The sequence below is a fragment of the Ferviditalea candida genome (assembly GCF_035282765.1).
GTDB classification, from domain to species: Bacteria; Bacillota; Bacilli; order Paenibacillales; family KCTC-25726; genus Ferviditalea; species Ferviditalea candida.
On the sequence record NZ_JAYJLD010000009.1, the window covers coordinates 83,107 to 105,578 of the forward strand.

Annotated in this window: 26 protein-coding genes; 22 read left to right on the plus strand and 4 right to left on the minus strand. The window is 48.9% G+C overall.

All coding sequences use genetic code 11. The annotated features are described in order from the left end of the window. The first annotated feature begins 7 nt into the window (after positions 1 to 7). The 8 genes from VF724_RS08390 to VF724_RS08425 all read left to right on the plus strand — a co-directional run bounded on the left by VF724_RS08390 (position 8) and on the right by VF724_RS08425 (position 7,147). Positions 8 to 880: a branched-chain amino acid ABC transporter permease gene (locus VF724_RS08390; RefSeq protein WP_371753785.1), complete on the plus strand. Its 873-nt coding sequence runs from the start codon at positions 8 to 10 to the stop codon at positions 878 to 880. Continuing rightward, on the plus strand, positions 877 to 1,860 hold the full coding sequence (locus VF724_RS08395) for a branched-chain amino acid ABC transporter permease (RefSeq protein ID WP_371753786.1): 984 nt from the start codon (positions 877 to 879) through the stop codon (positions 1,858 to 1,860). The genes VF724_RS08390 and VF724_RS08395 overlap by 4 nt, the downstream gene beginning before the upstream one ends. A gap of 4 nt (positions 1,861 to 1,864) precedes the next feature. After that, positions 1,865 to 2,590 carry an ABC transporter ATP-binding protein gene (locus VF724_RS08400; RefSeq protein WP_371753787.1) on the plus strand — a complete coding sequence of 242 codons (726 nt, stop codon included), beginning with the start codon at positions 1,865 to 1,867 and terminating at the stop codon, positions 2,588 to 2,590. Further along, a complete protein-coding gene (locus tag VF724_RS08405) occupies positions 2,584 to 3,300 on the plus strand; it encodes an ABC transporter ATP-binding protein (RefSeq protein WP_371753788.1) in 717 nt (238 codons plus the stop codon). Before VF724_RS08400 ends, VF724_RS08405 begins: the two co-directional genes overlap by 7 nt. Positions 3,301 to 3,318: 18 nt before the next feature. Next, positions 3,319 to 4,059, plus strand: a complete 741-nt coding sequence (locus tag VF724_RS08410; RefSeq protein ID WP_371753789.1) for an IclR family transcriptional regulator — start codon at positions 3,319 to 3,321, stop codon at positions 4,057 to 4,059. Positions 4,060 to 4,331: 272 nt separating this feature from the next. Then, positions 4,332 to 5,543: a CaiB/BaiF CoA transferase family protein gene (locus VF724_RS08415; protein ID WP_371753790.1), complete on the plus strand. Its 1,212-nt coding sequence runs from the start codon at positions 4,332 to 4,334 to the stop codon at positions 5,541 to 5,543. Further along, a complete protein-coding gene (locus VF724_RS08420; RefSeq protein ID WP_371753791.1) occupies positions 5,533 to 6,495 on the plus strand; it encodes a hydroxymethylglutaryl-CoA lyase in 963 nt (320 codons plus the stop codon). Before VF724_RS08415 ends, VF724_RS08420 begins: the two co-directional genes overlap by 11 nt. Before the next feature lie 70 nt (positions 6,496 to 6,565). Further along, the gene (locus VF724_RS08425; protein WP_371753792.1) at positions 6,566 to 7,147 is read left to right on the plus strand and encodes an NAD(P)/FAD-dependent oxidoreductase; all 582 of its coding nucleotides are present in this window, start codon (positions 6,566 to 6,568) and stop codon (positions 7,145 to 7,147) included. A 43-nt stretch (positions 7,148 to 7,190) separates the two neighbouring features. Here VF724_RS08425 and VF724_RS08430 read toward each other — a convergent pair whose 3' ends face one another. Beyond that, complete coding sequence (locus VF724_RS08430) at positions 7,191 to 8,384, minus strand: NAD(P)/FAD-dependent oxidoreductase (protein WP_371753793.1); 1,194 nt, start codon at positions 8,382 to 8,384, stop codon at positions 7,191 to 7,193. Positions 8,385 to 8,596: 212 nt separating this feature from the next. On the opposite strand from VF724_RS08430, the gene VF724_RS08435 reads away from it, so the two are divergent. From VF724_RS08435 to VF724_RS08450, 4 genes are all read left to right on the plus strand, one after another. Beyond that, positions 8,597 to 9,442 carry a C39 family peptidase gene (locus tag VF724_RS08435; protein ID WP_371753794.1) on the plus strand — a complete coding sequence of 282 codons (846 nt, stop codon included), beginning with the start codon at positions 8,597 to 8,599 and terminating at the stop codon, positions 9,440 to 9,442. A gap of 111 nt (positions 9,443 to 9,553) precedes the next feature. Beyond that, on the plus strand, positions 9,554 to 10,291 hold the full coding sequence (locus tag VF724_RS08440; RefSeq protein WP_371753795.1) for a sulfite exporter TauE/SafE family protein: 738 nt from the start codon (positions 9,554 to 9,556) through the stop codon (positions 10,289 to 10,291). A gap of 42 nt (positions 10,292 to 10,333) precedes the next feature. Continuing rightward, complete coding sequence (locus tag VF724_RS08445; RefSeq protein WP_371753796.1) at positions 10,334 to 11,512, plus strand: MalY/PatB family protein; 1,179 nt, start codon at positions 10,334 to 10,336, stop codon at positions 11,510 to 11,512. 311 nt (positions 11,513 to 11,823) lie between these two features. Then, positions 11,824 to 12,219 carry a hypothetical protein gene (locus tag VF724_RS08450; protein WP_371753797.1) on the plus strand — a complete coding sequence of 132 codons (396 nt, stop codon included), beginning with the start codon at positions 11,824 to 11,826 and terminating at the stop codon, positions 12,217 to 12,219. Positions 12,220 to 12,239: 20 nt separating this feature from the next. Here the strand turns inward: VF724_RS08450 and VF724_RS08455 are convergent, their stop codons facing one another. Continuing rightward, a complete protein-coding gene (locus tag VF724_RS08455) occupies positions 12,240 to 12,434 on the minus strand; it encodes a YgaP family membrane protein (protein WP_371753798.1) in 195 nt (64 codons plus the stop codon). A gap of 275 nt (positions 12,435 to 12,709) precedes the next feature. Between VF724_RS08455 and VF724_RS08460 the strand changes: the two genes are divergently transcribed. Further along, positions 12,710 to 13,411: a DUF554 domain-containing protein gene (locus VF724_RS08460; protein WP_371753799.1), complete on the plus strand. Its 702-nt coding sequence runs from the start codon at positions 12,710 to 12,712 to the stop codon at positions 13,409 to 13,411. A gap of 109 nt (positions 13,412 to 13,520) precedes the next feature. Here VF724_RS08460 and VF724_RS08465 read toward each other — a convergent pair whose 3' ends face one another. Further along, the gene (locus tag VF724_RS08465) at positions 13,521 to 13,925 is read right to left on the minus strand and encodes a hypothetical protein (RefSeq protein ID WP_371753800.1); all 405 of its coding nucleotides are present in this window, start codon (positions 13,923 to 13,925) and stop codon (positions 13,521 to 13,523) included. Between the two features lie 46 nt (positions 13,926 to 13,971). On the opposite strand from VF724_RS08465, the gene VF724_RS08470 reads away from it, so the two are divergent. Continuing rightward, entirely contained in the window at positions 13,972 to 14,262 is a 291-nt protein-coding gene (locus VF724_RS08470) for a GDYXXLXY domain-containing protein (protein WP_371753801.1), read from the plus strand. Between the two features lie 34 nt (positions 14,263 to 14,296). Here the strand turns inward: VF724_RS08470 and VF724_RS08475 are convergent, their stop codons facing one another. Then, positions 14,297 to 14,503 carry a hypothetical protein gene (locus VF724_RS08475; RefSeq protein ID WP_371753802.1) on the minus strand — a complete coding sequence of 69 codons (207 nt, stop codon included), beginning with the start codon at positions 14,501 to 14,503 and terminating at the stop codon, positions 14,297 to 14,299. Between the two features lie 166 nt (positions 14,504 to 14,669). Here VF724_RS08475 and VF724_RS08480 point away from each other — a divergent pair, with 166 nt between their 5' ends. The 8 genes from VF724_RS08480 (at position 14,670) to VF724_RS08515 (ending at position 22,358) form a co-directional block, all read left to right on the plus strand. Further along, a complete protein-coding gene (locus VF724_RS08480) occupies positions 14,670 to 14,801 on the plus strand; it encodes a hypothetical protein (protein WP_371753803.1) in 132 nt (43 codons plus the stop codon). Positions 14,802 to 14,965: 164 nt separating this feature from the next. After that, entirely contained in the window at positions 14,966 to 16,180 is a 1,215-nt protein-coding gene (locus tag VF724_RS08485; protein WP_371753804.1) for an ABC transporter substrate-binding protein, read from the plus strand. A 64-nt stretch (positions 16,181 to 16,244) separates the two neighbouring features. Further along, positions 16,245 to 17,129 carry a branched-chain amino acid ABC transporter permease gene (locus VF724_RS08490; protein ID WP_371753805.1) on the plus strand — a complete coding sequence of 295 codons (885 nt, stop codon included), beginning with the start codon at positions 16,245 to 16,247 and terminating at the stop codon, positions 17,127 to 17,129. A 5-nt stretch (positions 17,130 to 17,134) separates the two neighbouring features. Beyond that, entirely contained in the window at positions 17,135 to 18,100 is a 966-nt protein-coding gene (locus VF724_RS08495) for a branched-chain amino acid ABC transporter permease (protein WP_371753851.1), read from the plus strand. Next, entirely contained in the window at positions 18,084 to 18,857 is a 774-nt protein-coding gene (locus VF724_RS08500; RefSeq protein WP_371753806.1) for an ABC transporter ATP-binding protein, read from the plus strand. The genes VF724_RS08495 and VF724_RS08500 overlap by 17 nt, the downstream gene beginning before the upstream one ends. Continuing rightward, the gene (locus VF724_RS08505) at positions 18,850 to 19,560 is read left to right on the plus strand and encodes an ABC transporter ATP-binding protein (RefSeq protein ID WP_371753807.1); all 711 of its coding nucleotides are present in this window, start codon (positions 18,850 to 18,852) and stop codon (positions 19,558 to 19,560) included. Before VF724_RS08500 ends, VF724_RS08505 begins: the two co-directional genes overlap by 8 nt. A 460-nt stretch (positions 19,561 to 20,020) precedes the next feature. Continuing rightward, positions 20,021 to 21,379 (plus strand): TrpB-like pyridoxal phosphate-dependent enzyme, encoded by a 1,359-nt coding sequence (locus VF724_RS08510; RefSeq protein WP_371753808.1) that lies wholly within the window; start codon positions 20,021 to 20,023, stop codon positions 21,377 to 21,379. 211 nt (positions 21,380 to 21,590) lie between these two features. Further along, positions 21,591 to 22,358, plus strand: a complete 768-nt coding sequence (locus VF724_RS08515) for a hypothetical protein (RefSeq protein ID WP_371753809.1) — start codon at positions 21,591 to 21,593, stop codon at positions 22,356 to 22,358. The last annotated feature ends 114 nt before the right edge of the window (positions 22,359 to 22,472 follow it).

Genomic DNA, 22,472 nt, shown 5'->3' on the forward strand with positions numbered 1-22,472 from the left:
GAAAGGGATGTCAATCGGCTTGATTGCCCAGTCTTTCGTCGACGGGATATTGATGGGCGGTATCTATGGTTTGGTGGCGATCGGCCTGACCTTGATTTTCGGCGTGATGAAAATTATCAATTTTGCCCAAGGTTCTTTGATGATGCTGGGTATGTACGTTACTTATTGGATGTTCACCCTGTTTGGGGTCAATCCGTATTTGTCGATTCCGATCAGCGCCTTGGCTCTGTTTATAGTGGGCTCACTGATTCAGAAAGGCATCCTTTCAAGAATGCTCAACGCTCCGGAGCATAATCAGTTGCTGGTCACGCTCGGAATCATGCTGTTTCTGGAAAATATGGCATTAGCTCTATGGAGTCCTGATTTTCGGAACGTCCAAGTCCCGGGGATGGTCGACACCCTGCATCTGGGACAGATCAACATCAATACGCCAAAATTGATAGCCTTCCTGTCTGCTGCAGGCCTGTCTATCCTTTTGTTCTGGTTTTTGAAGAATACTATGGTAGGAAAAGCCATCCGCGCAACCTCGTTGGAACGTCAAGGAGCCGCATTGGTGGGAATCAGCACTAGTAAAATCAATATGATCGCATTCGGACTGGGGGCTGCGCTGGCCGCTGTCGCCGGCAGTTTGATCAATCCGTTTTTCTATACGTCTCCGACGGTAGGGGATACATTCATTCTGAAGGGCTTTGTGGTCGTGGTTTTGGGAGGCTTGGGCAATTTTCTCGGGGCTTTGGTTGGCGGACTGATTATCGGCGTTTCCGAATCGCTGGGAGGGGCGCTGCTGCCCGGCAGCCTTAAGGAAATGGTGCCTTATATTATTTTTATCGCGGTACTGCTGCTTAAGCCGAATGGTTTGTTTGGAGGGAAAATCAGGTGAAAAAGACGTTGTTATTGCTGCTGCCGTTGATCCTGATCCTCATTTTTCCCGTGCTGGTGAAGGATTCTTATTTTTTGAACCTCGGGATACTGGTGCTGTATTATACATTTTTGAGTCAAGCATGGAATATTTTGAGCGGTTACTCCGGCCAATTCTCCTTCGGCCATGCCGCTTTTTTCGGAACGGGAGCGTATGCTTCCACGATTCTTTTGACCGGATACGGGGTATCCCCTTGGATAGGAATGTTCGTCGGGGCTTTCGTCTCGACTTTGATCGGATTATTCATCGGTTATTTAACTTTCCGTTATAAATTGAGAGGCGCTTATTTCGCCTTAAGCACCTTGGCTTTTGCCGAAATCCTGCGGATTGCCGTGCAGAATTCCGATTTTTTCAAGAAAACGATGGGCATAATGATTCCGCTGAAGCAAGATCCCTGGATGTTCCAATTCGAATCGGCGTCTTCTTATTATTATACCATCCTGATTTTTGCGGGCTTCAGCATTTGGCTGGTTTATCGGATCGGCAGATCGCGGCTCGGCTTCAATTTGGCGGCCATCCGGGAAAATGAGGATGCGGCCAGGTCGCTCGGAGTCAATATTTATAAGAATAAAATGATTGCCATGGGATTAAGCGCCGGTTTGACAGCCTTGGGCGGCAGCTTCTATGCTCAGTACATTCTGTTTATCGATCCGCCCACCACATTCGGGACCGAGGTATCGATTTCCATTCTGCTGCCGGTAATCATCGGCGGGGTCGGCACCGTCTTGGGGCCCTTGGTCGGCTCGCTGATCACGATTCCTTTGGGGGAATTGACAAGCGCGCTGTTCGGAGATTTTGCGGGTGTCCATTTGATGGTGTACGGTTTGATATTGGTCATTGTCATTCTGTTTTTGCCTGAAGGGATCGTGGGCTGGTTTCAGGACCGGGCCAGAAAAAAAGAGGCGGGCATGAACAACGGAATCTTGAAGGAGAGGGGTTAGTCGCATGGCTCTTTTGGCGGTGGACAATCTGACCAAGAAATTTTCGGGCTTGGTGGCGGTTAACCGTGTCAGTCTGCATCTCGAGCAAGGGGAGATATTGGGTTTGATCGGTCCCAACGGCGCCGGAAAAACGACCTTGTTTCATTCCATCTGCGGTTTTCACGTTCCCGAAGAAGGCTCAATCCGGCTGAACGGAGAGGAAATCAGAGGAGTTAAGCCGGAGGGAATCTGCGATAGAGGGATTGCGAGAACATTTCAAATCGTAATGCCGTTCGGCAACCTGACTGTTTTGGAGAATGTGATCGTCGGCGCTTTCAACCGGGTAAAATCCTATAAAGAAGCGGAAAAAATCGCTCTTGAGCAGCTGGATTTTCTTCAGTTGGCCGGGAAAGCGAGAATCAGAATGAAAGACTTGACCTTTCCGGAACAAAAAAAGGTGGAAGTGGCGCGGGCTCTGGCCACGCAGCCGAAAATCCTGTTTTTGGATGAAGTGATGTCCGGACTGAATCCCTCGGAGGTGAACGAATTCATCGGGATCATTAAAGAAATTCGCTCCCGCGGGATGACCATTTGCTTTATCGAGCATTTGATGTCGGCCGTCATGTCTTTATCCGACAGGCTGGTGGTGCTCCACCTCGGCGAAAAAATCGCGGAGGGAAAACCCGGGGATGTCGTCAAAAACGCCACTGTGGTTGAAGCCTATTTGGGGGAGGAAATCGCAGAGTGCTAAAGGTGAGCAATTTAAATGCGGGCTACGGAAATGTGCAAGTATTGCGAAATGTTTCTTTCCATGTTGAATCTGGCGAGATGGTCTGCATACTGGGTACGAACGGCGCAGGCAAAACGACGCTGTTAAAAACACTGTCCGGCTTGATTCGGCCGTGGTCCGGCACGATTGAATTTGAAGGGATCCCGATGGAAAGCAAAAAGCCCGAGCAAATCGTGCGGGAGGGATTGATTCAGGTGCCGGAAGGGCGGAAATTATTCGCCCAAATGACGGTGTTGGAAAATTTGGAGCTTGGCGCATATACCGAAAATGCCCGAAAAAAGATGAAAAGCAATATTCAGATTTGCTTCGAGCTGTTTCCGATTCTGCAGGAAAAACAGCATCAAGCGGCAGGCAGCATGAGCGGCGGACAGCAGCAGATGCTGGCGATTGCGAGAGCTCTGATGTCGAAGCCGAAATTGCTGCTGTTGGATGAGCCTTCGACGGGATTGTCACCGCTCTTGACCAAGCAGGTTTTTGATGTGATCCGAAGCATTAAATCCCAAGGAGTCACCGTGCTGCTGGTCGAACAAAACGCGTATCAAGCCCTGGCTATGTCGGACCGAGGATATGTGATTGAAAACGGCGGCATCGTCATGGAAGGAACATCCGGGGAATTAATCAATGACGAACAGTTGAAATCCTCCTATCTGGGGATTGTCAGTGAATCATAGGAAAGGACTTGGTTCGGAATGAAATCATTCGAAAAAATGTTCAATATTTTATCCATGTACAGTATGGACCGAACAAGCTTATCCATCAGCGAAATACAAGAGGAGCTCAAATATCCGAAAAGCACGATCTTCCGCATTCTGAATACACTTGAGAAAAACAACTATGTGGAGCGAAACCCCGACAATCACAGGTATTCTCTGGGATTCAACTTTTTCCGGCTGGGAAGCATTGTCCAAAGCCAGCTGGATTTCCGCAAAGTTTCGCTCCCGATCATGAAGAGATTGGTTGCGGAGACGAACGAAACCGTGGAATTGAATATTGTTGACGGATTGAACCGCGTTTGCATAGAAAAAGTGGACAGTCCGTTGGATGTGCGGAATTTCGTGCGCATCGGGGAGCGAAAACCGCTTCACCTTGGCGCTTCGGGCAAAGTTTTGATGGCTTTCTTGGATAAGGCTGAGCAAATCAGGATTGCTGAAAATTTGCAGAAGGACACGGGGATTGACAAGGAACGATTATTGAGCTCGCTTGAGGACATCCGAAAACAGGGATACGCATGCACGAGGGGCGAAAGGGTCCCGGGAAGCTTCGCGGTTGCGGCTCCGCTCTTTGATAAAGACGGACAAATGACGGCAAGCTTGACGATTGCCGGACCGATCCAGCGTTTGTCGGACGAACGGGAAAAGGAGCTGCTTCAAATCCTGCTGAAAGCATCGAGGGAAATCAGCCAGAATCTAGGTTATCCTTCTTTTTCATAGGAAATACGGAGGGATAAGTCTGAAATCCTCAACAAACGTACTCAATACAGTAAATGAACATGTCAAATAAGCCGTACACAAGACGACTAATTGGAAAATGATTACTTTTAAGGGATGAGGGAATCCGTTTGCAGCCGCCATAATCCGATAACCTTCACGTGATTGTAGTGTACCGGTATCCCTGTAACTTAAGAATACAAAAAAATCGCTCAAAGCAAACGGATTTCATCCCGTTTTGTGCCTTGAGCGAAGCGAAAGGAATGGGTATATATATGAAACCGGGGCAAAATTTAGGGCCTCTCAGAGGGATCAGGATTCTGGATCTTTCAACGATGATTGCCGCGCCGTTCGGGGCCACTTTACTGGGCGATTTCGGCGCAGAAGTGATAAAGGTTGAGATGCCTGAAAAAGGGGATTCCCTGCGGGACATGGGACCTTTTCACGGAAAGGAACCGCTTCGCTGGCCGGGAATGGCGAGAAACAAAAAATCGCTGACACTGGATCTCCATCACGAAGAAGCAAAGGAGATTTTGAAGAAGCTTGTAAAAGTATCGGATGTCATTATCGAAAACTTCAGGCCCGGAACCTTGGAAAAATGGAATATCGGTTATGAAGACTTGAAAAAAGAAAATAAGAATTTGATAATGGTCCGCGTAACCGGTTACGGCCAGACGGGACCGAATTCATATAAAGCCGGATTCGGCACCCCCGCGACGGCTTACAGCGGATTTACTTATCTGCACGGATTTCAAGATAGACCGCCGATCAGTCCTGCCTTTTCGTTAACCGATTATATTACGGGAATCTATGTAGCTTTTGCCACTGCAGCCGCCTTGTATTACCGTGACGCGAACGAGCATGGAACGGGTCAATACGTCGATCTCGGACTTTATGAATCGGTTTTCCGCATGATGGAGTTTTTGGTGGCTGAATACGATCAGAACGGTACGGTCAAAGAACGATCGGCCGGGCTGAGCGGACATTCGAGTCCGGCAGGGACTTTCATGACAAAGGATGGCCATTGGGTCGTATTGGTGACAAGCTCTGACCGCACCTTTGAGCGTCTGGCCAAAGCGATGAACAGGGAGGATATGCTTGAGGATGAGAGATTCTTTACGAATTCCGTAAGGCTGAAGCATTTTGATTTGACCAATGGCATCGTTGCGGATTGGGTGAAAACGATAAACCGCAAGGAGCTCATTGAGCTGTTGGATGAACACGGGGTTCCGGTGAGCCCGATTTACAATATCAAAGATATTTTTGAAGATGAGCATTATCGGGAGAGGGAAAATATTGTGGAAGTGAGTCATCCGAGGCTTGGAAAAATCAAAATGCCGGGGATCGTTCCGAAATTTTCCGAAACGCCGGGATCGATCCGCAACGTCGGGCCGGATCTGGGAGAACACAACGAAGAGATTCTATGCGAACTACTGCAGCTTAGTAAAGATGAATTCAACAAATTGAAGGAAAACCATGTCATATAATCTGGAGGTTCGCATGGAGTATCCTGATCAAGTGAACATTGCCGAAGTATGCCCCCGTGACGGCTTCCAAAGCATGATGGAAACGATACCCACAGATGAAAAAGTGGAGATCATCAATCGGCTGATGGAATGCAACTATCCGCAAATCGAAGTGACGTCATTCGTTCACCCGAAGGCAATTCCGCAGCTGGTCGATGCGGATGAAGTGATGAAGAAAATCAACAGAAAACCGGGCGTTCAGCTTCGCGCTCTCATTCCGAACCTGCGCGGGCTGGAAAGGGCGGCTCAAGCCGGAGTGGACAAGGTGAAATTAATGCTTTCCGCAACGGATTCCCACAGCTTGAGCAATGCCAACGCCAAGACAATGGAGGCTATGCAGGCCTTCGATCCGCTGGTCAAAAAAGCGGATGAATATCATATCAAGGTTTCCGGCTCCATATCGGTGGCGTTCGGCTGTCCGTATGAAGGGGAAGTTTCGATAGAACGACTGGTCACGATTTGCGAAAAGTATCGGGAACTGGGAGTTCGCGATCTCTCATTGGCCGATACGACCGGCATGGGCAATCCGGCAAGGGTAAAAATGGTGATTCGCAAATTAAGGGAGCATTTCCCGGATTTTAAATTTTCCTTGCATCTTCACAATACCCGGGGCATGGCATTCGCCAATGCGGTTGCGGGACTGGAAGAGGGAATCCGGGATTTCGACAGCTCTGTCGCAGGGTTTGGAGGCTGTCCGTATGCGCCCAATGCAAGCGGAAATATCGCTTCTGAGGATTTGATTCACGGCTTTGAGGAAATGGGCGTCAAGACGAATGTTTCCTTGGATCGGGTGCTTGAGACGGCCCGCTACTTGCAGAGCAAATATCCGAAATATGCGGACAGCTTTCTGCTGAAAGCGGGCAGATGCTCGGATCTGCATTTGGCGCCAAAGGGTCAGACCAAATTGGGGTAAAGACATCTTTTCATATCTCAAAAACTTGGGTACAATAGAAAAGTCATCTTGAGGAGAAGGAGCAGTGAATATGGCAAACACTACATATGATGTCATCATTGTCGGAGGAGGCGTAGCCGGTTTGTCTGCAGCCATTTATACGGGCGGCGCCAAATTATCGACAATGGTATTTGACACGGGAAAATCGCAAGTAACCCAGGTCAGCAAGGTAATGAACTACCCGGGTTTTGCGGAGGGCATATCCGGCACCGATTTGATTGAACAATGCCGCCGTCAAGTCAGCGGCTTGGGAGTGGAATTGATAAACCGGGAAATAACGGGCGTCGAGCGCAAGCAGGATGCGTTTATCGTATCAGCGGAATCAGAGCAGTTTGAATCCCGGTATCTCGTGCTGGCAACCAATGTCAACTGGAAAATACTCGAATCGCTGGGTTTTGAGCTCGAAGTCAATCCCCTCGTACCGAGCGGGAAGATCAGGTTTGCCAAAGGCATCGGATACAACGGAGAGACGCATATCCCCAATCTGTATCTAGCCGGTCTTCATACCCCGATTCAAAGTCAAGCAGTCATAGCTGCAGGACAAGGGGCCAATATCGGCATCACGATCGCTTCCCGGGCTTTGGAAAATACTTATATGTGGCATGATAAATAATCCGAAATCATTCACTTTGGACTGGATTATTCATGCTGAAGGGTTACATTCTGCCCTTCAGCATGCCATGCCAATAAAACATCGGCAGCATATGCTTTTTGAGCAAATACATGCTTATACGTTCCTTGGATTGATCGAACGGGAATGTTTCCCTCGGATTATTGTTGTAATCGAATTCTGCCAGAACGAGCTTGCCTTTGCCGGTAACCAGCGGACATGAGGTGTAGCCGTCATATTTCGCGGTCAACGGCTTGTTTTGCATGAGAGAAAGCAGATTGGCTACGACAACCGGAGCTTGCTTCCGGATGGCCGCGCCGGTTTTGGATGTCGGAAGACCGGCCGCATCTCCGAGCGCAAAAATATTTTCATGCCTCGTATGCTGAAGCGTAAACTTATCGACTTCGATCCATCCGGCCTCGTTGGTTAACGGGCTTTTTTTGATGAAATCGGGAGCGCTCATCGGCGGCGTAACATGAATCATTTCGTAAGAAACGACCTGTGTTTCCTTGGTTTCCAAATGTTCGAATACGGCTTCTTTCTGATCGCCGCGTATTTCCACAAGGTTCATTTGAAAATGAACGTCGATTTTTTTGCGCTCAATGACTTGTCTCAATGTTTTGGCATAGCGCTCAACACCGAAAATGGACTTCCCGGCGTGGAAGAACATAATATTCGTTTTGTCCCGAACCCCTCGCTCGCGCAATACATCATCCGCTAAGTATACGATTTTTTGAGGCGCCCCCCCGCACTTGATCGGAGTGTTGGGTTGAGTGAATACGGCATTGCCTCCCTTGAAATGTTTCAATGCCTGCCAAGTCGACTCAACATATTCGTATGCATAATTGCTGACCACTCCGTTTTTGCCGATCGATTCCTGCAAGCCTTTGACTTTATTCCAATCAAGCTGAAGCCCCGGGCATACGACAAGATAATCGTAGCTGATTTGCGAGCCTTTGCGGGTAACGACGTTTTGCTTTTCCGGCTCAAAGCTTTCCACGGCATCCTGAATGTATTGAACGCCGTTGGGAATCAGCGATGCTTCACTGCGCCTGGTGACCTCCTTCGGAACAATCCCCGCACCGACCAACGTCCATAAGGGCTGATAATAATGATTGCTTGCCGGATCGATAATGGCGATATCCGATGCCGAGATTCTCTTGGCCAGTTGAGCGGCAACGGTGATGCCGGCCGTACCGCCGCCTACAATGACGACCTTGTATTTCGGTTGATTTGCCATAGTAAACTCCCCTCAATATTTTTTCGAATACCATTAAATTGATCGAAGATGTCTCAAATTATGTCTGTCAGCATTCACCTGAGTATGCAATATAAAGTAGGTTTTTGCTTGTAAAGGGAATATTTTTGCTGCGGCTGGAATCGCATGTTTTTTCCCGAAAAGGCCACATTAAGTATGGAAATAGAATACATCAAAAGGGGATTTATTATTTTATGAAAATTTTCATCTTATTGGTTCTTTCTTCCGCAATGCTGTTCGGCTGCAATGATCGCAAGGATGAATTTCAATCCAGGCAAAGCAGCGAATCGGTTGAGAAGGTTCAGGTCGCCCGGTCATTACAGCAAAAGTCAGACCAAGACGCAATGGATATCCGGCGAACATTGAACCAAGGCGCAAAGCCCAACCGGGCAACGTCTAAGCAAGGCGACATGAACAACCGGCCTCAAGCTGCCGGCATTCAACGAAAAAAGCTTCTGGATGTCCCGCTGATTGCCCAAAATCCCGAATTGAAATATGGCTGCGAGGTTACCAGTCTTACGATGCTAATAAGGTATGCAGGGATAAAAGCGGATAAAATGAAATTGTACAGGGAAGTCCCGAAGGATCTTGATCCGGTCAAAAAATCAAAGTCCGGCGATATTACCCATTGGGGAAATCCGCGCCACGGATTTGTAGGGGATATGACCGGAAGGCGGATGGGCTATGCGGTTTATGACAAACCGTTGGAAAAATTGCTGCGCCGATATTTGGGAAACCGGACGTTGAATTTAACCGGCCAGCCTTTCGACAGATTGCTGGATCAGGTGAAAAGCGGCAGGCCGGTGGTCGTATGGACGACCGGCGATTACAAATTGCCGGACCGCTGGGAATCCTGGATGCATGGAAATGAGAGAATCCGAACTCCGCTCGACTTGCATGCCGTCGTGCTGGTCGGCTATGATGCGAACCATGTGTATCTGAACGATCCGCTGTCGGTCAAAAAGAATGTCAGGGTCAAAAAAAGCACTTTCATTCAATCCTGGAGAGCATTGGGAAAACAGGCGCTGTCCTATCAGTAATTCTTCATAAAAGGCTCTGTCGTCTCCGGCGGAGTCTTTTCATTTCTTCTTCTTAAATGGTATTATTTAATTCGTAGAGAAGAAGCCAATGGCTTTCTGGGGGATGCTCAATTGGAGTTTAGCTGGACACAAATTATCATTGGACTCATTTCTGCATTATTGGTCGGATTTGGAAAAACGGGCGTGCCTGCCGTAAGCATTTTCAATGTCATGCTGATGGCCTCGATTTTTCCCGCCAAGCAATCGGTCGGCATTCTCCTGCCGATGCTGATCGTTGGAGATATCGTAGCCGTTACTTATTATCGCCGACAAGTGATCTGGAAGCATTTGATTTCACTCATACCGTGGGTTTTGGCCGGCATCGTCATAGGCTATTTCGTTCTCCTTAAGGTACACAATGAACAGCTGAAGGTCATGATCGGAATTCTTGTGCTGCTGTTGGTCGCGCTGCACTTCATTCGGGAACGTTGGGGGGAAAAGATCAACCGGTTTATGCTCTCCCGCAAGTTTAACGCCTCCATGGGAGTTCTGGCGGGATTTGCCACGATGATCGGCAATGCGGCGGGCGGAGTGATGGCCATTTATTTGCTTTCCAAAAAATTGCCCAAACATCAATTTGTGGCTACCGGAGCATGGTTTTTTCTGACCGTCAATCTGATCAAAATACCCTTTAACATCAGTCTGGGATTATTGAATTGGCAGATCCTGCAATATGCTGCTTTGATGATTCCGGTCATTTTGGTCGGGACTTGGATCGGCATCAAACTGCTCCCGAAAATTCCGCAAAAACATTTTCAGTCGCTGATTCTGGTTCTGTCCGTCATCGGCGCGATCGATTTGATGCTGTAAAGAAAACTTATAAGCAAACTACATGGAAGGGAGAATAAAGCAATGAAATACGATTTTGACAGAATTATCGACAGGAGCGATACGGGCTCCTATAAATGGGAACAGTCTGAAAAATTGTTCGGCAGACGGGATATCATCCCGATGTGGGTGGCGGATATGGACTTTCAGGTGCCGCAGCCGGTCATTGATGCGCTCGTGAAGAGGGCGGAGCACGGAATCTATGGATATACATTTCGTCCGGATTCTTATTTCAAGGCTGTTGCCGGTTGGCAAAAAAAGCGCCATGGTTGGGATGTGGACGAGTCTTGGATCAGCACCAGTCCCGGCGTAGTGACGGCTTTGAGTCTTGCCGTGGATACGCTCACGAAGCCGGGAGACAAAATCATTCTGCAAGCGCCGGTATACTACCCGTTCTATGATGTGATATCCAGAAACGGGAGGGAAGTCGTCAATAATCCGCTTCGCTTGGAGAACGGCCGGTATACGATGGATCTGGAGCTTCTCGAGCAGCAGATCGACGAGCAAGTTTCAATGCTGCTGCTGTGCAATCCCCACAATCCGGGCGGACGGGTCTGGACCCGGGAGGAGCTGGAACAGCTCGGCGAGATTTGCCTCAAGCGCAACATTATTGTTGTGTCCGACGAAATCCACGGCGATCTGGTATTTGAGGGATACAAGCATACCCCGTTTGCTTCCATCTCCGAGGAATTCGCGCAAAATTCCGTGACCTGCATCGCACCGACCAAAACGTTCAATGTACCCGGGGTTCAAACATCACAGGTGATCATCCCGAACAAGACATTCAGGGAAGCCTTCAATAACCGGCTCAAGACCCTTTCCCTTCACATGGAAAATTGCTTCGGCGGATTGGCGACGGAAAGCTGCTACAATTTCGGTGAAGAATGGCTGGAGCAACTCCTTGAATATTTGCAGGGAAATCTTGCGTATTTAAAGAAGTTTTTTTCCGAACAGCTGCCTGAAATCGGCGTGACGATACCTGAAGGTACATATCTTGTGTGGCTGGACTGCAGAGCGATTTCCCGGGATGCCGATACATTGAAGGAGCTCATGTTCAAGGAAGCAGGAGTCGCCTTCAGCGAAGGCTCTGTTTTCGGCAAAGAGGGCGAGGGCTTCTTAAGGGTGAATATCGCCTGCCCGCGCTCCGTGATGGCCGAAGGGCTTGAGCGCTTTGCGAAAGCGGCGAGAAAACGTCTTTCCTGAATTAAGAATGGATGTGAGGTTAATGACGGGAGAGATACCCGATCATCTTCGTGAAGGCTTGCGAATTGTGTTTGTCGGATTCAATCCCAGCCTTCTTTCAGGGGAAACACCATTACGCGAATCCGAGCAACCGCTTATGGAAAATACTATTTGCAGCAGGTTTGACCGAAAGGCTGCTTGCGCCGGCGGAGGACGCTTCGCTGCTCGTAAAGATCTATGCAGAATTAAACCGATCCCGCAGCCGGGACAGGCAATAGTGAAGCGTTCACCTTGCTTGTGCTTGAATCTTGGGAAAGAAGGGAGCAAGCGCGTTGAATGAAGATTTTATCCAAATCAAGTCCTTGGCCGGGGAACTGAAGCTCTCGCACAAAAACAAAGATTTCGGTTTGACCGTTTCCACCAAAGAGCTGGTTTATCATAAGCCGCACATCAATTATTATATTATGCTTGAGGACATTATCAGCATTATTCCGTTCGATATCAAGCGGTTCAAAACGGTCTCGTTCGTCTCCGAGAAAGCCTCCAACAACGAGATTGCCAGTGCGATCACCCGGACAGGGACGCATCACTATAAGCTGTATGTGAAAAATGCGGTTATGCATAACCTGAGCGGAAAAGTGGATATGGGGGCTATGGAATTTGTCATTCCGTTGTACGGCAAGTTATTGGACATGATTACGGAATACGGGAATATGGACCGGATTTAAGGAGTCTGTCGGACAGACTCCTATGAATTTTTACAGGTATTGATACCGAATAACGTATAAAGCGGACACCATTTGATCAATCCGGTAATCAGCGGTATGATTCCGATCAATCCCCAATATTTGGCGTTTCCCTCCAGGAAGAACAACAGCATCAGCAGTGCAAGTCCAAGAATGATCCGCAGCCAGCGGTCCGCATTTCCGACATTCGTTTTCATTTAAAACACTCCCCTTGTTTGAAAGTAGACGCTGAGGCGTCCTTTGAACAATTTGCGTTGTTTTATGATTGAATTTTAACCTATTCTCCGGCATCATTCTGTGATATATTTCTCATTTGGCAATTAAAACCGATCCTCACGGCAGGTTTCTAAAACAGTCATATTTTCTTCGTTCGCGGTTCGTGATAGAATGACTATGTTTGCGCTTGAAGCCTGATATCGTCTTTGTCCCTGCAGAAGGGACATTTATTTTGGGGAGGAAAGGAAGACTTGGTATGGCACTATGGGGAACAATTGTAAATGCGCTGGCGATTATTGCGGGAGGGATATTGGGCAGCTTCATCCCCAAATTGGCGGAAGGAATCCGTACGACGGTTATGCAGGGTCTCGGCATGACGATAGTCGTGCTGGGAGTCAGCATGTCGTTTAAGACGGAAAATATTCTGATTGCCGTTGTCAGCTTGGTCGTTGGAGGAATTATCGGGGAATTGATGAAAATTGACCGGATGCTTGAGATTGTGGGCATGAAGCTCGAAAAAATCGTCGGCTCCCGTTTGAAGGGCAACATTGCAGCCGGTTTTGTGACGGCAACGCTGATCTATTGCGTCGGCGCGATGGCCATCCTGGGCGCGATCGACGGCGGATTGCGGCATAATCATGATATTCTGTACACGAAAGCGGCGCTTGATGGTTTTACTGCCGTCATTTTTGCTTCTACGCTGGGCATCGGTGTGATGTTTTCGGCAATTCCCGTATTTCTTTATCAGGGTCTCATCGCGTTGAGCGCTACATGGATCACGCATTTTCTGAGCGATGGACTATTGAATGGAGTCATCCGGGAAGTGACTGCCGTAGGCGGGATTTTGATTGTCGGCATCGGGCTGAACATTCTGGAGATCAAAAAAATCAATGTGGCCAATCTTTTGCCCTCATTAATCATCGCGGCGATAGCGGTCTTGGTGTTATCTTTAGTTTAACAAATCCGTTTCTGTAAAAGGGGGAAGCTGATGCCAAGAGATTGGCTTGAAAAGGAAAGCCGGATCTGGCTGGAAAAGGGATTGATCAGCAGGGAGCAGGTTGATGCCATTAAGTCGTTGTATCCGGCATCAAATCCGGGAATCCGGCTTCTGCCGATCCTTGGCGGGCAAAGGCCATCCTCATTTCGGCGCGGCGTTTATCGGCGCAGGCGTGCGTTCGTTCGGCGGAGGCATTTTTCTGATCGCCCAAATGTACCATTTGACCTCCAATAATATTCTTTCCTTTTTTGTTTGGTCGGCTGCCGGCGCTGCCGCCCTTTTTCTTTACGGAGGACGGTTTCTGTCCATCCTGGCACTTGTGATTACGGAGATTTCGCAGATGTACAGCAGCAATGAGCTGCACCAGTCCAGCTTTTCCGTTTTGATTCTGACGGCTGTGGGTCTTGGATTTGGCGCGTGGAGGAAGAAGGATCCGCTGATCGTTTTGCTGCTGGCATTGGGCATTTTCCTGCAAGACCTGATGTTCGGCGCTCAGAAAACCGGTTTTGGCGTTTGCTTGATTGGCTGCTGTTCCTGCCGATGTTTTATTTCATGCCGGGAACCGACATTTATTATATTGCGGCGCTGTTTATATTCGCTCTGTATGTGCTTTTGGGATCAGGGGCAAAGTCGGTTCGGCGGATGCACAGCATGTCTGGGTGAAATACGGATTGGAACGGTATTACGTGCCCGAAGGAACCGGACAAGGGTTGGAGGAGCAAAGAAGCGAACTTCTGGTGAGGGTCAGGGTCGCTCCCTGGGGTCAAGCCAAAATCAACGGATTCGAGCCGGAGGAGATACGGCAGAATTAGAGACAATAAAAAACCGGCCCAGCCGGTTTTTTTGTCACAATTTATTGAAAAAAATATTCAGGATCACGATAAAGATCGCGGCGAATAAGGTTCCGCCTAACACGAAGTAGACGCCTGAACGAATCCTTTTCTGAAAAAATCTCAGCACTCCGACGCTCAGGAAAGAAAAGATCAGCATGATCGAGATGGCAACCGTAATAAAAAACGGAGGGGTAACGTGGGACAAATCGACAAGACCCAAAATTCTGCACCCTTTCACTGGATAGCATTTTAGCAATATTATAAAAAACTTGAAGGCATATTTCCAGTGACCGTCCAGTTGGGAATGTGAACTTTTCATGGATGCGCGGCGTCTAGAATATTATCTCCCTGCAGTTGGCAAATTAACGGGCAAGGAGGTGAAGCTATTGTCGGGACGGAACAATCAACCGAAAAAGGACGGACCGTCGAGCCAGCCTGCGAGGTTGGACCAATTCGGGGAAAAAATGGCCGATAGCGGCCACAAGAATAAAGAGGACAGGGATGATCGATCCTGCTGATGGGAAGGACGCGGATGCCGCGTCCTTTTTTGAATCTAGCAAGCTATCTGTTTGTACGGTAGATGTCTTGAATTTGTAAACATATTACACAACATTATAATTGAAACCTATCGTATATGATAATATAATGGTATGGAAAAATAATATACACATAGGGGGTTCATATGAAAAGTTTATTTCGTCACAGCTTTATCGCACTGCTGATTTTCTCCATCGCCCTGTTAACGGCTTGCGGTGGTCAGAACACGGGAAAATCGGAAAGCAGCGCAAAACCCGAGCAGTCTTCCTCTCCGGCCTCATCCGCACCTTCTCCGGCTGCTGGTGACAGCGGAAAAGTCATCAATGCCAAAATCGGAGTCATCTCTTATATGACCGGTCCCGGAGCCGCATATGGGGAAGCCATTACAAACGGTTTGAATCTGGCTCTGGAAGAAATCAATAAAACTTATGCGGACAAGCTTAAAGTCGAATTGAAGATCGAGGATTCCGCAGGCAAACAAGAGCAAGCGCTTTCCGCTGCGCAAAAACTTATGAACTCTGAAAACGTAGTTGCCATCATCGGACCGACCTTGAGCACGGAAATGAATGCTGTCGGCCCGCAGGCCAATATGAACGGCGTTCCGATTCTGGGAACCTCCACAACGGCCAACGGAATTCCGCAAATCGGGGAATTCGTCTTCCGCGATTCCATTCCTGAATCGCTCGCCATTCCGGCTTCAGTTAAGAAAGTTGTCGACAAGTTCAGCGTTAAAAAAGTGGCGATCATGTACGGAAATGATGACGTTTTCACAAAATCCGGCTATGACGTCATGAAGAAGGTTGCCGAAGATCTCAAGCTTGAGGTTGTCGACACGGAGACCTTCCAAAAAGGCCAATCCGACTATAAAGCACAATTGACCAAAATCAAAAGCGCTCAGCCGCAAGCTGTACTGTGCTCCGCATTGTACAATGAAGGAGCCGTCATCATGGATCAGGCGCGCAAAATAGGTCTTGACGTTCCGTTTGTAGGCGGCAACGGATTCAACTCCCCGAAGGTCATTGAAATCGCCGGAAAAGCTTCCGAAGGACTGGTGGTTGCAACGCCTTGGTTTACAGGCAGACAGGATGAAAAAGTACAAAAATTTGTTGCCGATTTCAATGCGAAATATCACAAGGATCCGGACCAGTTTGCGGCTCAGGCATATGACGGTCTGTATTTGATGGCAGATGCATTGATGAAAGCCGGCGTGGCTGACCGCAGCAAGCTTCGCGACGCATTGGCCGCCACGAAGGATTTCCAAGGCGTGCTCGGCAAAATTTCATTTGACAAAGACGGCGATGTCGTCATGGATCCGACCGTACTTGTCATCAAGGACGGCAAATTCCAGCTGTTTGAATAATCCTGCAAGCTTGTATAAACGACATAAAGAGATATAGAGATATATAGAAAGGTGACTTGCTTTCATGCTGGTTGAACAGCTTATTAATGGAATAACCCTGGGCAGCATTTATGCCATCGTTGCCCTGGGTTATACCCTTGTTTTTGGCGTGTTGGGCATCCTGAATATGGCGCATGGGGAAATTTTCATGTTCGGCGCTTTTACCGGGGTTGTTCTGGTAAGCGAACTTCATGCACCTCTTTGGCTGGCTTTTATTGCTGCTGTCCTGATTACTTCTCTTTTGGGTTATTTCATGGAAAGATTTGCATTGAGGCCTTTGAGGAGAATGCAGGGGGTTTCCCATCTTGCTCCGCTGATCAGCACGATCGGGGTTTCGATCTTTCTCGAAAATTTGGCTCATTTTCTTTTTGGGGCAGGCAATCATCCGTTCCAGACCTCCATCTCCAATGTCAAAATTCAATTGGGGAACGTCTCCATCGACATGGTTCAGATCATCATTTTCCTGATATCCGTTGTCTTAATGCTCCTGCTGTCGGTCTGGCTGTCCAAAACGAAGGCCGGCAAAGCGCTGCGCGCGACTGCAGAGAATATTGAGACCGCCGCGCTGCTCGGTGTCAACACCAAAAAAATGATCACCTTCACGGTTATCATTGCTTCCGCCATGGGTGGGATTGCCGGGATTCTTGTCGGAATGGCGTTCAATTCGGTCAATCCGCAAATGGGATTGGCAATCGGCTTGAAGGGTCTGGCGATCATCATTCTCGGCGGAATGGGCAATATCAAGGGAGCAATGGTCGGAGGTTTGATACTCGGGCTTTCCGAAACGCTTATTGTCGCATACGGCGAATCCGGCTATCGGGATGCGATCGCATTTATCATCATCATACTGATACTTCTGGTCAAACCGCAAGGGCTGTTCGGAAGCAAAGTATCTGATGCGAGGCGGTGACGAACATTCTAAACGAAATTCTTAATCCGTATTATCTCCAAGTCGCATCCTTCATTCTGATCAATATCATGCTTGGAATCAGTATATATATTACGCTGGCTACCGGTCAGGTATCCCTTGGCAATGCAGGCTTTATGAGTATCGGCGCATATACCTCCGCGATTCTGACAACAACGTTTCATGTTCCGTTGGTGGTCGGGATTATTGCCGGGACTTTGGTTGCTTTCATTGCCGGTATTTTGGTTGGGATCCCCACTCTTCGTCTCAGCGGGGTATTTCTAGCGATTGTTACCCTAGGTTTCGGGGAAGTCATCCGCGTCTTGTTCGTCAACTGGGAAAGCGTTACGAAAGGTGCGGTGGGCATCGCAGGAATTCCGCCGATTGGCGTGATGCTGCTGCAGAGTCTGAAAAGCATCGGATTTGACCCGGCGGCGATGGGCATGCAGAACAACCAGTTCGGCCAATTGTCCGTTTTTCTGATTTTGCTGCTGATCAACATTGCTTTGATTTGGTTTTTTGTCCGTCAGAATCATTCCCGCATCGGCCGTGCCTTTGCAGCCATCAAAATGGATGAAAGAGCGGCGGAAGCCATGGGAATCAATATTACGTATTATAAAGTTTTGGCCTTTGCGCAAGGGGCGATGATTTCCGGATTTGCCGGAACGCTGTTTGCTCATGTGGTAACGTATATCAGTCCGGCCGATTTTTCGTATCACCGTGCCGTGGAAATCTTGATTTTTGCCGTATTCGGCGGCTCCAATGTCATCTGGGGTCCTGTGTTCGGGGCGACTTTCTTGACGACCATGCCGGAGTTCCTTCGCTTTATGAGCGAATACCGGTACATGATCTATGGATTGATTCTGATTGCGATGATGGCTTTCCGTCCGCAGGGACTGATTGATGCCCAGTTGATCCATCGCTTGGGAAGAAGCAAGAGCAAGGAGGAAAGCCGTTATGGTTCTGGAACTTAGGAACATTCAAAAGATGTTTGGCGGGCTTTCCGCACTAAATAACGTTTCTTTCTTCATCAGCGAAGGACAAGTGCTGGGATTGATCGGGCCGAACGGCGCCGGGAAGACAACGATCTTCAATGTAATCACTTCGATGTTTTCGCCCACAGCGGGTGAAATTTTGTTTGGCAATGAGAAAATTACAGGCTTGAAGCCCTATCAGGTCATGGAAAAAGGGATCGGCCGCACGTTTCAAAATATTCGTCTATTCGGTGAGATGACGGTCGAAGAGAATATTATGGTCGGACTTCATTGCCGCCAAAAATCCGGAGTTTGGCAAAGCGTATTTCGTACGCGTGCGCAACAAAAAGAAGAGACCGCAGCGAAAAATAAAGCGCGCAGTTTATTGGAACTGGTCGGCTTGAAGGGAATGGAAGAAACTCTTGCGGCCAATTTGGCCTATGGCCAGCAGCGCCGTTTGGAGATTGCCAGGGCGCTGGCCAGCGATCCGAAACTGCTTCTTCTGGATGAACCCGCTGCCGGAATGAACGAAAGCGAAACGAGCGATTTGTATTATCTGATCAAGAAAATTCAGAGCATGGGCATTACGGTCCTGCTTATAGAGCATGACATGCCGTTGGTCATGAAGGTATGCGACCGCATCGTGGTCTTGAATTTCGGTGAGAAAATCGCCGAAGGAACACCGGAAGAAATACAGAACAATCCGGCTGTTATTGAAGCCTACCTCGGTAAAGAGGAGGATGAAGAGAATGCTTAAGATTTCCGGCTTAACTACCTACTATGGGCAAATTCAGGCATTAAAAGGTATAGATATGGAAGTCAAGGAAGGCACCATCGTGGCTCTCTTGGGAGCGAATGGAGCCGGGAAAACCACGACGATGAAATCGATCATCGGTTTGCTGAAGCCAAAAACGGGGACGATCACCTTTCAGGGTGAGCAGGTTCAGGGACTGACTCCGGATCAAATGCTGCGCAGAGGCATCTCACTCGTGCCAGAGGGCAGGGCGATCCTTTCCGGAATGACGGTCATGGACAATCTGGAAATGGGCGCGTATCAGCGGAATGACCGGGAAATTGCCGCTGATCTGGAGAAAGTGTTTCACAGGTTTCCGATATTAGAGGAACGAAAGAAGCAATTGGGAGGCACTTTATCAGGCGGACAGCAGCAGATGCTGGCGATCGCCAGGGCCATCATGTCGCGGCCCAAATTATTGCTGTTAGATGAACCGTCGATGGGGCTTGCGCCGCTGGTCGTTGCGGATATTTTCAGGATTATTAAGGAAATCAACGAGTCGGGAACAACGGTCCTGCTTGTCGAACAGAATGTTCGTCAAGCGTTGAAGGTGGCCCATTACGGTTATGTCCTGGAAACGGGAAAAATTACGCATCACGGCTCTTCCAAAGATCTGCTCAACGATTCACGGATCAAAGAGGCGTATCTTGGACAAGCAGCGAAGTAAGCTCATATCAGATCACAAAGCCGTCCGGTGTCCGGACGGTTTTTCTCACCGCACTGATGCCGTCTTACATCTACACTACCTGTCCGCTCGATAATCTGGCGCTTTCCCGTAAACTGGTATCCCGGTTACGTTAAAGCCCCGATCCTCAACCTACTATCTTTTCAATGTTTCCCGCACCAAGCAATATGAAGTCTAGTTCCAAATCGGCAACAGGAAGGTGCTGTTTGCATCATTCGGTATCAGTCCGCGCATATGTGGCTTCACATAGGGTGCTGAATAAGTAATTGACACGGATTCGATAATGGGCTCAGAAACTCAGGAGCCGCTTGCTCTCAAATTACGTGCAGGTGGTTTTTCATGTAACCATAATCCGCGGACTGAAGGAAATTATAGTTTTGTGGCGAAAATTACTAAAGAGAACCCATCACCCTTATTCCTTAAATTAAGGAGCTGAGCAAAGTTGAGTGAAAAGAAAATTCTCCTGTCGGAAAAAGAGATTCCCACGCATTGGTACAATGTCATGAAGGATATGCCTAATCCGCTGAAGCCTCCGATTAATCCGGGCACCGGAAAACCGGCGGGTCCGGAGGACTTTTCGGCGATTTTTCCACAAGCCTTGATCGCCCAGGAAATGAGCGGCGACCGGTGGGTAGAAATTCCCGATGAAGTCCGCGAATTGTATAAAATTTGGCGGCCGACTCCGATGTTTCGAGCTTACCAACTGGAGAAGGCATTGGGAACGCCGGCGCACATTTATTACAAGTACGAGGGCGTGAGCCCTGCCGGAAGCCACAAGTTGAACACTGCGATTCCGCAAGCGTATTACAACAAAAAAGAAGGCATCAAGCGTCTGGCGACGGAAACCGGAGCGGGTCAATGGGGATCCTCCCTCAGCATGGCCTGCAAATTTTTTGATCTGGAATGTGCGGTGTATATGGTTAAAGTCAGCTATAACCAAAAGCCGTATCGCCGGATTTTAATGAATTCGTTCGGTGCGGAGGTCATACCCAGCCCGTCGGACCGTACGGAATCGGGCCGCGCGGTGCTGGCCCAGAATCCGGATTCGCCCGGATCGCTCGGTGTCGCGATCAGCGAAGCGGTTGAGGATGCCGCCAAACGGGGGGATACCAATTACGCTTTGGGAAGCGTTCTCAATCACGTTATTTTGCATCAGACCGTAATCGGGCAGGAAGCCCTGCTGCAAATGGAAAAAGTCGGCGAGTATCCGGACGTCATTTTCGGCAGCTGCGGCGGCGGCTCAAACTTTGCCGGTTTAGCGTTCCCGTTCCTACACCAGAATTTGACCGCAGGCAAAAAGACCCGTCTTGTTGCAGTGGAACCGGAAGCCTGTCCGACACTCACGCGCGGAAAATTTGCTTATGACTTCGGAGATGTCGCCCAATTGACTCCGATCATGATGATGTACACGCTGGGACACGATTTCATGCCCCCGGGCATTCATGCCGGAGGACTGCGATACCACGGGGATTCCCCGCTGGTCAGCCAGCTTTATCATGACGGTTTGATCGAAGCGGAAGCCTGCGGGCAGACGGATGTGTTCAAGGCCGCTTTGCAGTTTGCCCAGACGGAAGGCATTATTCCGGCACCGGAATCGGCGCATGCCGTCAGCTCTGCCATCAATGAGGCCTTGCGGGCAAAGGAGTCGGGAGAGAAACGGGTTATTCTGTTTAATCTTTCCGGCCACGGCCATTTTGATATGTCTGCATATGAATCGTATCTTTCCGGAAATCTGCAGGATATCCAGTATGATGAAGACGCTTTGAAGCAAAGCCTTGAACGTTTGCCTCAGGTAACATAATAAAAGGTCCTTCCTCGATCGGAAGTTCTGATTCGAACGAAGAAAACGAAAAAACCGTCAAAGTGCGGTTTTTTTCGTTTTCAGAACGAGCAGAAGCAGACCGTTTTCCAGTATAAATGGGCGTTTGTCTGGTTCCGCATAGGCTGATATCTTCATAGCATAAACCGTAGCCTAATCTCTTTTTGAAGAACAGATGGAGGGTGAGCCTATTTTGTTAAACGATGAGCAGTCAGTAAAGAATGAAACGGAACAGCTTCAACAATTTGTTCTAGAATCGGATTTTCGGATTTCCCCATATGGAACATGGTCAGGATATTTGGATCAAGGCTATGTAGCCACTGAAGGAATTTCAGAAAGACCGCCGGTAGGCATGCCGGGAGGATACGGATACGGAATACCATCAGGAAGCGAAGGTGTGCCTGGGATCGCGGGCTATCCGGGCTTCCCGGGGCTGCCAGGAGTTTATATGAGTACGGGGGATCCTGGGGTCACGGGCTTTCCCGGAGCAGCGACAGGAATGTTGGGCTGTTTCCCGGGCTGGTTCACGGGTGGGGTTGTGAATGGAGGAGCTGGCGCTCTTACAGGCGTCTATTCCGGCTTCCCTTGGGGATTGGACGGCGGAGGAACAAGCGCCTTTCCTTGGGGATCAGGCGGAGGAGCAGCAGGGGGCTTTGCCGGAGGCGCAGCGGGCGGGGGAGGAGCAGCAGGGGGATTTGCCGGGGGCGCACCGGGCAGCGAAGGAGCAGGGGGCTTTCCAGGAATCCCTGGAAGAGCATATGATATGATGGACCAAGGCTTTCATCCTGACAACTCCAGGGAATCCCATGTTCGTTATCCCTTTTGGTTTCACCCCGGCTTCGGATACGGCGGCTTCGGTTTCGGTTACCCTTATGGGTTTTATCCGTTTTTCGGATATGGCGGCTTTGGATACCCGGGGTATCTATGGGGGTGGCCATACGTTTTTTCCCCCTGGATATGACAGTGCAGGATGGAAAGGTTGAGCAAGTTTCAATCCTTGGCAGCTGAAGATACTGCCGAGGTATTTTTTTGAAGTTGTCGATTTATTTCGAACATGCTTACATATTAACAGCAA